This window comes from Providencia manganoxydans (genome assembly GCF_016618195.1).
Classification (GTDB): domain Bacteria; phylum Pseudomonadota; class Gammaproteobacteria; order Enterobacterales; family Enterobacteriaceae; genus Providencia; species Providencia manganoxydans.
The window spans coordinates 1,206,675-1,219,444 of sequence record NZ_CP067099.1 but is presented as its reverse complement, the minus strand read 5'-3'; the positions used below and the strand labels follow the sequence as shown (position 1 = coordinate 1,219,444).

The window sequence follows — 12,770 nt, the reverse complement described above, 5'->3', positions numbered from 1 at the left end:
TATATAAATAATCTATAAGTGCTTTATTACTGACCATCATATTAATAAGGAAAGCCGATGACACTGCGTATTACCACTTCCCCTTCCGAAGCCGAAATTGAGCAGATTTATCAGTCATTGCTTACCTATAATTTACAATTTTTCAATGAAGATATTCATAGTCCCCTTGCTGTTTTTTATGAGCGAGAGGGCAAAATATTAGGCGGAATTACCGGTTCTAAACTCGGTAATTGGCTTAGGATAAAATACCTTTGGCTTGATGAATCGCTCCGCAAACAAGGTATCGGAACACAATTGATTCAAGCAATGGAAGATAAAGCTAAACAGTTGGGGGCAAAATACGCTGAAGTCGATACTTTCAGTTTCCAAGCTAAGCCATTTTATGAAAAACAAGGCTACCAAATCATTTCAACGCTGATTGAATACCCCGTTCAACATGAAAAATATTATTTTATGAAAAAATTATCATGTTCTTAACAAAGAACGATAGCCCCCTACAGTTCTTTGTTGATAATTCGAGGTGCAGCTAGGCGACAAGTGAATGAGTCGCTAGGAGCATACATAAGTATGTGACTGACGCGAATGAGCGTAGTCACCATACCTTAACGAAAAGCGCTGCAACTTGAAGTATGACGAGTATCGTTACAACGTATTTTTATCTGCAATAGCTTGGTTAATAATCGCTTTTGCAATCCATTGTGTTAATTCAATCACTTCACTATCATTTTGCTTCCAAATATCTTTTAAGACTAAAAAGATTTCAGAACCATAAATCACTGAAAAAGCTTTAATCACTTTATCAATCAGTTCTGCGGGGAATTCACCTTTCATGGGTGCGGTGACCATAGCTAAAATATCTTTACGGTTCCCTCTTTCAAGGCGTTTTTCTTTTGGATCTAAATTCAATGAGCGTCCCTCTGCCCACTGCTGCAATGAAACCTGTAATGCGGCTCTTAATGCCCCTTCATGTTCAAACATTCTAGGCAAAGCAAAGGATAACAATTCTTTAATGCGTTCCTCTGTTTTTTCACTTTGTGGACGCCATGTTAAAATAGGACCAAGGCTCGCATTAACTGTTGCAGCGATCAGATCGCTTTGAGTTGGAAAATAACGATAAGCGGTCGCCCTTGATACCCCAGCCTCAATAGCCAATTCAGAAACAGATGGCATACCTCCTTTTTCAAACAGTTCTAATGCCGTATTAACTAATAATATATAAGTACGTTTCCTTGTCCCTTTATATTCATTACTAATATTTATTGATGACATCGTTCCCTCCTCCTGAAAACGTTTTGCGACAACAACGATTAACTCATCATGTCATTTTGCCGTAATGGCGGCTACTGCTTATTGAGTTATCTTGAGAACTTATCATTGAGATTGCAAAAACATGACATTTACTTAAAAAGTAAAAACGGCATAAAATTAAAATACTATTATTTATCAATAAATTATTATTATCACAATAAATTTATGTTAATAAAACCAAAAAATGAGACTGCAATCTCATTTTACATTTAACACAAATGATACTATAGTCTCATTCGGATGATAAATTAAACATCTACCTAACCTATATTCTAAATGATTCGAGGTGCAGCTAGGCGGTAAGTGAATGAATTGCTGAAAGTCACCATCGCTTACCCAAAAGCACTGCAACTGGAAGTATGACGAGTATATAAGGATTTTTCGATGAAACAGCATCAAGGATACATCTACATAGCATCAACGTTAGATACCAAAAGTGACGAATTGTTCTATGTCTGCGATTTAATTAAAGCAACAGGTTTGTCCGTTCGTACCGTCGACCTAACCACTCAGCCAAAACAACTTAACAGAAATGCTGATATTAGTGCCCAAACGATTGCCGAATATTACCCTGATGGTGCTAAGGCCGTATTCTGTGGTGATAGAGGAAAAGCGATAGAAGCGATGTCACAAGCTTTTAGTCTTTACCTTGCGGCTCAAACTGATGTTGCTGCGATATTAGGTTTAGGTGGTTCTGGTGGTACTGCATTGATCACTCCTGCAATGCAAGCGCTTCCCGTTGGTATCCCTAAACTCATGGTTTCAACGATGGCCTCAGGTGATATCTCAGGCTATATCGGAGCAAGTGATATTTCCATGATGTACTCCGTCACGGATGTTTCTGGATTAAATATTATTTCTCGTAAAGTCCTTAAAAATGCCGCTAACCAAATCGCAGGTGCAGTCTATTTTCATCGTGAAGACGATACAGATGAAATATTGAAACCAGCCATTGCCCTGACCATGTTTGGTGTGACAACACCTTGTGTTCAGCAACTCACTGAGCGACTTGAATCGCAATACGATTGCTTAGTGTTTCACGCTACAGGTAGTGGTGGTAAAGCAATGGAAAAATTGATTGATAGTCGCCTGCTACACTCGGTACTCGATATCACCACCACAGAAGTTTGTGACTATCTCTTTAATGGTGTTTTAGCCTGCGATGAAGATCGCTTTGGTGCCATTGCACGGACTGAGACCCCGTGTGTGCTTTCTTGTGGCGCACTCGATATGGTGAACTTTGGCCGACCTTCAACCGTCCCAGAGCAATATCGTGACCGATTATTTTATCACCACAATGCCCAAGTCACCTTAATGCGAACCACCAAAGAAGAAAATCAAATCATGGGCCGATGGATAGCAGACAAACTTAACCGCTGCGAAGGTGAAGTCCGTTTTATTGTGCCTACAGCAGGTTTCTCTGCTTTAGACATCGAAGGTGGGCAATTTTGGGATCCTGAAGCGGATCAAGCATTTATCGATGCATTAACTGAAAATATTATAACAACAGAAAAACGCAAACTTATTTTGAGTCCTTACCACATTAACTCAATGGAGTTTTGCGAACAAGTGATTGATTTACACTCTGAATTCGAGTGCAGCTAGGCGACAAGTGAGTGAGTCGCTAGGAGCATACATAAGTATGTGACTGGCGCGAATGAGCGTAGTCACCATACCTTAACGAAAAGCGCTGCAACTTGAAGTATGACGAGTAGATACTCTAAATAATTCGAGGTGCAGCTAGGCGACAAGTGAGTGAGTCGCTAGGAGCATACATAAGTATGTGACTGGCGCGAATGAGCGTAGTCAACAACGCTGCAACTTGAAGTATGACGAGTAATACACCAGGAAATTTTGAACAACGAGTAGAGGTTCACCAATGAAACATAATCGCGAAAGCTTACTGAATAAATTCAAAGAGATGATCGCTAGAGGCGAGCCCATTATCGGCGGCGGTGCGGGTACTGGCTTATCAGCAAAATGTGAAGAAGCGGGTGGCATCGACCTCATTGTTATTTATAACTCTGGCCGCTATCGCATGGCTGGGCGTGGTTCACTGGCTGGTCTGCTGGCTTATGGTAATGCCAACGAAATCGTGATGGATATGGCAAAAGAAGTTCTTCCTGTCGTTAAACACACGCCTGTACTTGCTGGTGTGAATGGCACGGATCCTTTCTGCCAATTCGATCGCTTCCTTGATGAGCTCAAAGCTACTGGATTTGCTGGAGTACAGAACTTCCCGACCGTAGGTCTGATCGACGGTAATTTTCGCGCTAACCTTGAAGAAACAGGAATGGGTTATGGGTTAGAAGTTGATATGATCCGCTTGGCGCATGAAAAAGGCTTACTCACTACACCATACGTATTTAGCCGTGAAGATGCTATCGCGATGACCGAAGCAGGTGCTGACATTATTGTTCCACATATGGGGCTAACCACCGGTGGTAATATTGGTGCAGAAACCGCGTTAACACTCAAAGACTGTGTCCCATTGATTAATGATTGGGCAAAAGCAGCAAAAGCCGTACGCGATGATGTTATTGTGTTATGTCATGGTGGTCCAATCGCCACGCCAGAAGATGCAGAATATATTTTAGCAAATTGCCCTGAGTGCCATGGTTTTTATGGTGCAAGCTCAATGGAACGTTTGCCAACAGAAGTCGCACTAACCGCAACAACAGAAAAATTCAAATCAATTAAGCGTTAATATTTAGCCTACACCAGGGCATTTACTCAAAGCACCTATGACTAGGTGCTTTATTTTTGCTGCTGCCATTTCCACCGCGCCGTTTTTTTGCTTAATACTTTAAACAATAATGGCAATACGACAGGTAAACCAAAATACAATACCCCAAAAGCAAAAGCGATATGCGGTTTTTCTGGGAACTCGCCACCTGAAGGGATTAAATTATAGTAATCAATGGCGTTCAGGTACTCAGGGGTCAAACCGCCATACGGCACTAACCAAGACATCATTAACACTAAACAGATGCAAAACATAAAGTTCATTGCCATCAATGCCGAATACCCCATGTTCTCTTGGCGCTCTTTATCGGTTCGGCTGCTTAACCCATAGATCATGCGATTTAATACGGTAAAACTGTATAAATAAAGGATTAGTGGTGAATCCCCTAATACGGCAAAATTAATGGCAAAAGCAAATAGCCCATATAGCAATGCAAAAAAGATGAGTACTTTGATATTACGCGTGATCGACATGAAAACGCCTGAGTGCACTAAAATAAACTCAAAAATTAGAATTAACGTTAAATTATAAATCAGTGCGACATCATAATATTCAGGAAAAAACCAAACAGAAAGAATAAAGCCTACGTAAAATAACGAGAACCCAACGCCGATCATTTTTGACAACATACGCAGCACACTAAAAGCATGTTTGCTTTCTACTATGTTTTTAGCTGGTTTGTTGCTGGCAGAGAAAAAGGGTTTGGTATCTGCATTATCTTTTTTGTTTGGGCTTTTAGCCATGTTATACACTCAATGAAATACTGCAATTAAAAGCGTAAGCGGCATGAATGCATACTCTAGATAATTCGAGTGAGCGTAGTCACTATAGCTTAACGAACGACGCTGCAACTTGAAGTATAATGAGTATATTTATGGCAATCATGCCATCCAGTATTAGACTAACTTAGCAATCAAATTATCAAGATCACCTTGTAAGAAATTAACCGGTGGAATTTCAATGACAGTATAAGCACCTGACGTCTGTTTCATCGATGCTCTCGCCGCGGAAACCATAAATTGTGACGTCAGCGCAGGGTTATTTATACGCATCGAATATTCAAATAGTTGATTATGCGTAGCTCCAGACACCCCTTTATGGGTCATATGGACGCCATGACCAACATCTTTTAATTCATCCACACTATCAACTTGGCGAATATGTGTTTCATCAGAGGCGAAATAGCTGTCTGCTTTGATCGCTTTTGCAACATCATTAAAATTCGCACCCGCCTCTAACTCTATGTAAACCATACGGCGATGAACGCCCGTACCTAGAGGGATGGTTACTGATAATGCGTCTTTGACACCTGCAATGGCTTTAGCCGCTACACTGTGACCCATACTCATTCCAGGACCAAAGTTGGTGAATGTGACGCCTTTAGGAGCCATAGCTAACATTAATGTACGTAAAATTGAATCAGAGCCTGGATCCCAACCTGCGGAAACAACTGCTACACGATTATGTTGTTTGGCGACGTTATCGAGACGCTTTTTTAGTGCCACAATATCTGAATGCACATCAAAGCTATCCACCGTGTTGATCCCAAGGCTGAGGATCTTTTCAGCTAAATCACCAATGGCACGTGTCGGAGAGCACAGTAGTGCCACATCAACTTTACCGAGTTTTTCAATATCATCAACGACTGTATACGCTGCTAATTCAGTTGGGATATCTTGAATATTACGACGAACTACGCCAACCAGCTCAAAATCTTCCGCAGCTAGCACGGCTTCGAGTGCGTAACGGCCGATATTACCATACCCCACTATCGCAGCTTTAATTTTTGTCATTGTCACTCCTTTACCGTTCTGATGTTGTTTTTTGTATTGATATCAATCGTTACCAATCGCCTTAACTTAGCAGAATCATCAAAATTAAACAAAAGATTAACCTTCCAGCAAATAAGGATCATTAGACTCTGTTATCTAAGATAAAATGCGGGTAGAATCAGCCGGCTTTTCTGACTTATATAATTTTATCCAGATAACATTACTAATATTATTTTGAAGGTTCTCAATGCATCAATCTGATGTCACTGAGAGATCACTCTTTTCTCTCAGTTGGCCAATATTTATTGATATTTTTCTTCATTTGGCCACATTACTTATCAATACCTACATGGTTAGCCACGTTTCAACTGCCTACCTCGCAGCAATGGGGGTTGGGAATCAGGTATTTGATCTTTTTATTACCATATTTAGCTTTATTAGTGTGGGATGTAGTGTTGTTATTGCTCAATATCTCGGCGCAGGACGACGAGAAAAAGCCAATCAAGCTATCCATATTTCTATTGCATTTAACTTTATTTTGGGGCTTTCCAGTGCGCTGATTATCTTATTCTTTGGCTATAAAATTCTCAGCGTCATGAATATGCCTTCACATTTAATGGATGATGGTTACGCCTATTTACATATTCTTGGCATCTGTTTGATCCCTGAAGCCATTTCCATCATTCTTGCAGCTTGCTTACGTGTCTATGGGAAAGCACAACCTGCAATGTGGGTAACATTAATTGCCAACGTAATTACTGTATTAGGTAATATCATTGTATTGTATGGCTTCTTTGGCCTACCACAATACGGACTCGAAGGAGTTGCATGGTCAACCGTAGTGGGTCGTATTGTCGCCGCTATTCTACTATTTTGCCTGTTATTCTATGGGTTAAGAATTAAGTTTACGCCAAAGCTGCTAATACACTGGTCACGCAATATGCTGGGCAAAATTTTGCATATCGGCTTGCCATCTGCAGGAGAAAACCTTGTGTGGATCCTGCACTTTATGACCGCCTCCGCATTTATCGGCTTAATGGGTGAAAACTCCCTTGCAGCACAAACACTCTATTTCCAGCTATCTCTGTTTATTATGCTATTTGGGATTTCCATTAGTATTGGTAATGAGATTATGGTGGGTCATCTTGTTGGAGCCAAACGCTTTAACGATGCCTATCATCGTGGCGTAAAAAGCTTAAAAATGGGCTTTTATGTCACCATTGGGGTTGTGTTTTTCTTTTGGTTATTCCGTGGGCCAATCCTTGAGAATCTGACCGAAGATCAAAATATTGTCAATCTACTACTCCCTTTGTTCTTATTATCTGTCTTTTTAGAACCCGGTAGAACGATCAACATCGTGATGGTTAACGCACTTAGAGCCTCTGGAGACGCTCGTTTCCCGCTGTGTACTGCAATCATCTTTATGTGGGGTGTGGCTATCCCACTAGGTTATTTCCTTGGTATCAAAATGGAGATGGGTCTACTTGGGATCTGGCTCGGTTTCTTCGCTGATGAGTGGCTACGTGGATTAACCAATGCATGGCGTTGGCGCTCTCGTAAATGGCAAACTAAGCGTTTGGATTTGGAAAATTAATCTGTCCCATAATGAAAACCTACCTAATTGTATTAGGTAGGTTTTTTGTGATAAACATCAAACTCAAAAAAAATTTCTTCAATATAATAATATTGCAGCAAAATATTCTCTAAAATCCTTCTTTCCACTCTAACATAATGAAAATTTTCTCCTGATTTTTATTTAAAATACCCCTATTAAATCGCTGTTTTTAAGGGTACTCACTATGCAAGCTCAATTTCCCCTATGGCAATACTTTATTAATGCAGTAAAACAAGAAGTAAAGCCTGCATTGGGCTGTACTGAACCAATTTCTCTTGCGCTAGCCGCAGCGAAAGCCGCTGCGTGTGTGGGTGGTGAAGTGACCCGAGTAACCGCATTTGTTTCACCTAACCTAATGAAAAATGGTATGGGGGTTACCGTTCCGGGAACCGGTATGGTAGGACTGCCTATTGCAGCAGCACTTGGCGCCATAGGTGGCGATGATAAAGCAGGACTTGAGGTATTAAAATCAGCGTCCGCATCGGCAATAGAGCTTAGCAAAACCATGCTTGCTCAAGGCTTAATTACTGTTGATATTAAACAGCCTTGTGATGATGTGGTGTATTCAGAAGCAACTGTGTTTACAACACAAGGTTCTGCAACCGTGATTATTGCAGGCTCTCATACCCATGTGGTAAAAGTGATTAAAAATGACAAGGTGATTTTTGATCTTACCCAAAAAGAGCATTCAGAAGACTTCCCTGTTGACTGCGCCGCTGATGTGACACTTCCACCAATTACGGCGAAGGCGGTTTATCAATTCGCAACACAAGCCCCCTTTGAAGATATTCGTTTTATCTTAGAAGCAGCACAGTTAAATGATGCCTTATCACAAGAAGGCTTACGCAATGTGTACGGGTTACACATCGGCAAAACACTGCAAACACAACGTGATCGCGGTTTATTATCAAAAGATTTATTATCAGAGATAATGATCCGCACCTCCGCGGCATCCGATGCGCGTATGGGAGGAGCAATCCTACCGGCAATGAGTAATTCAGGATCGGGTAACCAAGGGATCGCAGCAACCATGCCAGTGGTCGTCACCGCAGACTATTTGCAATCTACAGAGGAGCAGCTTGCAAGAGCCTTAATGTTATCTCATTTAATGGCTATCTATATTCATAATCAATTACCCGCTCTTTCTGCACTGTGTGCGGCTACCACCGCAGCGATGGGGGCTGCCGCAGGTATTGCATGGTTGCTTGAGTCCCGTTATGAAGTGGTTGCCATGGCGATCAGTAGTATGATTGGCGATGTGAGTGGCATGATCTGTGATGGGGCATCCAATAGCTGTGCCATGAAAGTATCAACCAGCGCTAGCGCCGCTTATAAAGCTGTATTAATGGCACTCGATAATAGCTGTGTAAGAGGTTCTGATGGAATTGTGTCTGATGATGTTGACCAATCGATCAGCAATTTATGTTCTTTAGCAACAGGGTCAATGCGCCATACCGACGTACAAATTATTGAAATAATGGCAGCGAAAGCACGATAACTGATTAACTCCCCCACTACAGGCAATTGTTCTACCTCAATTGCCTGTTTTTTATCTGATTTGGCGACAGCAAAATATTGCCTAAAAGTGTTAATTTATTTGTAATTGTGCAAATTTTTCACGAATTTGCTGTTCTGGTAAATTAACCCCAATGAATACTAACACGCTACGTCTAGGCTCATTTTGTTGCCAATCACGATCCCAGTCAGCACTATAAAGCCGTTGTACGCCTTGGAACAATAGCCGCTTAGGTTCATCTTTAATCGATAAAATACCTTTATAACGCAATAGGTTATCAGCGAAGCCTAAGAGCAATTCTTCCATGACTTGTGAAACCGCCATTAACTCTACAGGGTAATCAAATTCAACAACAATTGAACCGACTTCATTAGACTGTTTTGGGGTAAAACGGAACGTTGGCTGTGAGACTTTTAGTTGAGAATCGAGTAAGAAGCCTTGCACATTAAATAATAAATCAAGATTAATATCGCCATGGATCACTGGATAGATAGGCGCTCGTGCATTAATACGCTGTAGACGCTCTGTCAACGCTTCATGATCAGGCTGAATATCTGTTTTGGTAAGTAAAATACGATCTGCATAGCCAACTTGAGCTTGTGCAATTGCAAAATCATTCAATTGCTTATCAGCATGTACTGCATCTACTAAGGTGATAATGCCATCTAATAAAAAGCGTTCACAAAGGACTTCGTGTGAGAAAAAAGTTTGAGTGATCGGCCCTGGATCAGCCATTCCTGTGCATTCAATCACCAAGCGGTCAAAATTGATATTGCCGCTATCTAAACCATCAAGTAAATCTAACAACGCATTTTCCAACTCATTTGAACGACTGCAACAAATACAACCGTTACTGAGAGTGGTAATTTGCGTTGCACGATCACCAATTAATGCATTATCAATCGGCACTTCGCCAAATTCATTTTCAATCACCGCGATTTTATGGCCGTGATCCGCCTGCAAGATATGACGCAATAAAGTGGTTTTCCCCGCACCGAGAAATCCCGTTAAGATCGTTACTGAGATCGGTTTCATATCGTCCTCTTACATTATTTGTTAACAACAGCGAAATCCGCCTTTACCACTTCCACCATAACGCGCATCTTGGCGCTCACGAAAAAATTCTTTATACGTCATCACAGGTTTATCTGGATGGTTATCTTTCATATGTTGTACATAGGTATCATAGTCTGGGATCCCGACCAACATACGAGCCGCTTGCCCAAGGTATTTACCTGTCTTGCCTAAATTTCCAAACATCATATCACTCCAAGACAAATGCCCTGCATCGCGTTGATAGCAATGCAGGGCACCCTATTATCAATATCGACTAAAGATTAATGTGACGATGTTTTCACACCCTCTTTAGGAACTGGTACATACGGTGTTTCTGCATCAGTACGATTCGGGTTTTTATATGCCTTCATTGCCGTTCTAATACCATAGAAAATAATACCGTAGACAACAACTAAGAACAGAATACTCAGACCCGCATTAGTATAGTTATTGATAATTATGTGATTCATGTCTGTGATTTGTTGTGCTGTTAGATCAGCACCACCTGCTGCGATTTTCTCTTTGTAAGATTTTGCCAGATATAGGAAACCTTCAAGTTGAGGGTTATCACTGAACAATTTCAGACCTAATGCCCAAGTGGTACAAATCAATAACCAAACCGCTGGCAACACAGTCACATAAATATACTTACTGCGCTTCATTTTAATTAACACCACGGTACTCAGAACCAATGCAACAGCCGCTAACATTTGGTTTGAAATACCAAATAAAGGCCACAGGCTCTTCACACCACCAAGTGGGTCAACAACGCCTTGATATAACAGATAACCCCACAAGCCTACACAGCCTGCTGTACCTATGATACCCGCCAATAATGAATCTGTTTTTTTCAGAACTGGCACAAAGTTACCTAACAAGTCTTGTAACATAAAGCGGCCTGAGCGCGTTCCCGCATCCAAGGCAGTTAAGATAAATAATGCTTCAAAGAGGATACCAAAGTGATACCAGAAGCCCATATTTGCCGCAGGTATAATTTCATGGAAAACATAAGCGATACCTACAGCTAGAGTTGGAGCACCACCCGCACGGTTAAGAACAGAAGGTTCCCCAATATCTTTTGCCGTTTGCATAATTTGCTCAGGGGAAATCACAAAGCCCCACGAGCTGACTGTTGCAGCGGCATGGACAGAAACATCTTTCAGTTGTGCCAAGATTGCTGCGCCATCAGGGCCACCCAACTCATGCAGATTTGGCATAGTAATGCCCAAAGCAGCAGGAGGAGTATTCATCGCAAAATAGAGACCCGGCTCAATAATTGAGGCTGCAACTAATGCCATGATCGCAACAAATGATTCCATTAACATCGCGCCATAACCGATATAACGCGCATCTTTTTCATTAGCTAGTAATTTAGGTGTCGTTCCCGATGCAATCAAAGCATGGAATCCAGATACCGCACCACAAGCGATAGTAATAAATAAGAATGGGAACAAGGTACCTTTCCAAACTGGGCCTGTACCATCAACAAACTGAGTTACCGCAGGCATTTTCAGCTCTGGGTTTAAGATGACAATACCTACAGCCAATCCAACAATCACCCCAATTTTCAGGAACGTTGCCAGATAGTCACGAGGTGCCAAAATCAACCAAACAGGTAATAACGCAGAAATAAAGGCATAACCCACTAAAACATAAGTGATGGTAGTATCTTTGAAGGTTAGCGCTGGTCCCCAGTATGGGTCATGAGCAATCACACCACCGAACCAGATAGATAAAATCAGTAGCACAATACCAATAACTGAAACTTCACCGACTCGCCCCGGCCGTAGATAGCGCATGTATATCCCCATAAATAGCGCAATTGGCACAGTAGAACACACGGTAAACACGCCCCATGGACTTTCTGCCAATGCTTTTACTACGATAAGTGCCAGCACGGCTAATATGATGATCATAATGAGGAAACAGCCAAAAAGGGCAATAGTTCCGGGGATCGGCCCTAGCTCTTCCTTAACAATTTCACCTAATGATGCACCGTTACGGCGTGAAGAGATAAACAACACCATAAAGTCTTGCACTGCACCTGCCAGCACCACACCGGCTAATAGCCATAACGTACCCGGTAAGTAGCCGACTTGAGCCGCCAAAACGGGGCCCACAAGTGGTCCCGCACCAGCGATAGCCGCAAAATGGTGACCGAATAGAACGTTTTTATTTGTTGGTACATAGTTTAAGCCATCATTATTAATCACCGCAGGTGTTGCGCGTGTTTCATCAAGCTTCATCACTTTTTTAGCGATGTACAAACTATAATAACGATAAGCAATAAGATAGACCGCCACAGATGCAACAACAATCCATAGCGCACTAATATGTTCCCCACGTCTAAGTGCAACCACACCTAGACAAACCGCACCAATGATACCCAGTATCATCCACGGAATGTGCTTTAAAATACCATTTTTGTTCATAGAACACCCTTCTGAGGTAAAACGAACTTTCTTATGTTTTAGATTAAATAACAAATTGATTTTATTAGTTATTTAATGCTAAGCGAGTCTCTTTCTCATCACAGAACGACTATTTAATATTTGAGCTCTGCCATGGTGTCTATGTTACGAAATATCCATTTGTGAATGTCTAAAGAGAGGGCGAGCGGTTACATATGAAATTAAGCGGTCAGTTTTTCACTGTGAATGGTTTTATCAGAGGAAGAAGAACAGGAGAAGTGTGATTAACTTAACAATAATCATGCATTATCAATAAGTTAATCATATTAAATAAAATGATAATAAT

11 protein-coding genes are annotated in these 12,770 nt (G+C 41.3%); 5 read left to right on the top strand and 6 right to left on the bottom strand.

Translation table 11 applies throughout. The annotated features are described in order from the left end of the window. The first annotated feature begins 57 nt into the window (after positions 1-57). Entirely contained in the window at positions 58-477 is a 420-nt protein-coding gene (locus JI723_RS05340; protein ID WP_272580243.1) for a GNAT family N-acetyltransferase, read from the top strand. Between the two features lie 165 nt (positions 478-642). Here JI723_RS05340 and JI723_RS05335 read toward each other — a convergent pair whose 3' ends face one another. Beyond that, positions 643-1,269 carry a TetR/AcrR family transcriptional regulator gene (locus JI723_RS05335; RefSeq protein ID WP_272580244.1) on the bottom strand — a complete coding sequence of 209 codons (627 nt, stop codon included), beginning with the start codon at positions 1,267-1,269 and terminating at the stop codon, positions 643-645. Positions 1,270-1,692: 423 nt separating this feature from the next. Between JI723_RS05335 and JI723_RS05330 the strand changes: the two genes are divergently transcribed. Beyond that, positions 1,693-2,913: a Tm-1-like ATP-binding domain-containing protein gene (locus tag JI723_RS05330; protein WP_272580245.1), complete on the top strand. Its 1,221-nt coding sequence runs from the start codon at positions 1,693-1,695 to the stop codon at positions 2,911-2,913. Positions 2,914-3,187: 274 nt separating this feature from the next. Continuing rightward, positions 3,188-4,015 (top strand): phosphoenolpyruvate hydrolase family protein, encoded by an 828-nt coding sequence (locus JI723_RS05325; protein WP_070927751.1) that lies wholly within the window; start codon positions 3,188-3,190, stop codon positions 4,013-4,015. Positions 4,016-4,065: 50 nt separating this feature from the next. On the opposite strand, the gene JI723_RS05320 is transcribed toward JI723_RS05325, so the two are convergent. Together JI723_RS05320 and JI723_RS05315 are read right to left on the bottom strand one after the other, a co-directional pair. Next, on the bottom strand, positions 4,066-4,797 hold the full coding sequence (locus JI723_RS05320; protein ID WP_070927753.1) for a hypothetical protein: 732 nt from the start codon (positions 4,795-4,797) through the stop codon (positions 4,066-4,068). A 153-nt stretch (positions 4,798-4,950) separates the two neighbouring features. Then, positions 4,951-5,847, bottom strand: a complete 897-nt coding sequence (locus tag JI723_RS05315) for a diaminopimelate dehydrogenase (protein ID WP_140185824.1) — start codon at positions 5,845-5,847, stop codon at positions 4,951-4,953. Positions 5,848-6,073: 226 nt separating this feature from the next. Between JI723_RS05315 and JI723_RS05310 the strand changes: the two genes are divergently transcribed. After that, the gene (locus JI723_RS05310; RefSeq protein WP_070927756.1) at positions 6,074-7,420 is read left to right on the top strand and encodes an MATE family efflux transporter; all 1,347 of its coding nucleotides are present in this window, start codon (positions 6,074-6,076) and stop codon (positions 7,418-7,420) included. A 205-nt stretch (positions 7,421-7,625) separates the two neighbouring features. After that, positions 7,626-8,939, top strand: coding sequence for an L-cysteine desulfidase family protein (locus JI723_RS05305; protein ID WP_140181497.1), 1,314 nt, complete (start codon positions 7,626-7,628; stop codon positions 8,937-8,939). Between the two features lie 90 nt (positions 8,940-9,029). Here JI723_RS05305 and yjiA read toward each other — a convergent pair whose 3' ends face one another. From yjiA to JI723_RS05290, 3 genes are all read right to left on the bottom strand, one after another. Then, entirely contained in the window at positions 9,030-9,992 is a 963-nt protein-coding gene (yjiA, locus tag JI723_RS05300) for a GTPase (protein WP_070927761.1), read from the bottom strand. Between the two features lie 21 nt (positions 9,993-10,013). Beyond that, positions 10,014-10,217, bottom strand: coding sequence for a YbdD/YjiX family protein (locus tag JI723_RS05295; protein WP_036955629.1), 204 nt, complete (start codon positions 10,215-10,217; stop codon positions 10,014-10,016). A gap of 77 nt (positions 10,218-10,294) precedes the next feature. After that, positions 10,295-12,445 (bottom strand): carbon starvation CstA family protein, encoded by a 2,151-nt coding sequence (locus JI723_RS05290; protein ID WP_140181495.1) that lies wholly within the window; start codon positions 12,443-12,445, stop codon positions 10,295-10,297. Positions 12,446-12,770 lie beyond the last annotated feature (325 nt).

Coding starts and splice junctions, on each gene's coding strand:
- JI723_RS05320 (WP_070927753.1), bottom strand. CDS start 4,797: ATGGCTAAAAGCCCAAACAAAAAAGATAATGCAGATACCAAACCCTTT.
- JI723_RS05340 (WP_272580243.1), top strand. CDS start 58: ATGACACTGCGTATTACCACTTCCCCTTCCGAAGCCGAAATTGAGCAG.
- JI723_RS05290 (WP_140181495.1), bottom strand. CDS start 12,445: ATGAACAAAAATGGTATTTTAAAGCACATTCCGTGGATGATACTGGGT.
- JI723_RS05310 (WP_070927756.1), top strand. CDS start 6,074: ATGCATCAATCTGATGTCACTGAGAGATCACTCTTTTCTCTCAGTTGG.
- JI723_RS05295 (WP_036955629.1), bottom strand. CDS start 10,217: ATGTTTGGAAATTTAGGCAAGACAGGTAAATACCTTGGGCAAGCGGCT.
- JI723_RS05335 (WP_272580244.1), bottom strand. CDS start 1,269: ATGTCATCAATAAATATTAGTAATGAATATAAAGGGACAAGGAAACGT.
- JI723_RS05325 (WP_070927751.1), top strand. CDS start 3,188: ATGAAACATAATCGCGAAAGCTTACTGAATAAATTCAAAGAGATGATC.
- JI723_RS05330 (WP_272580245.1), top strand. CDS start 1,693: ATGAAACAGCATCAAGGATACATCTACATAGCATCAACGTTAGATACC.
- yjiA (WP_070927761.1), bottom strand. CDS start 9,992: ATGAAACCGATCTCAGTAACGATCTTAACGGGATTTCTCGGTGCGGGG.
- JI723_RS05305 (WP_140181497.1), top strand. CDS start 7,626: ATGCAAGCTCAATTTCCCCTATGGCAATACTTTATTAATGCAGTAAAA.
- JI723_RS05315 (WP_140185824.1), bottom strand. CDS start 5,847: ATGACAAAAATTAAAGCTGCGATAGTGGGGTATGGTAATATCGGCCGT.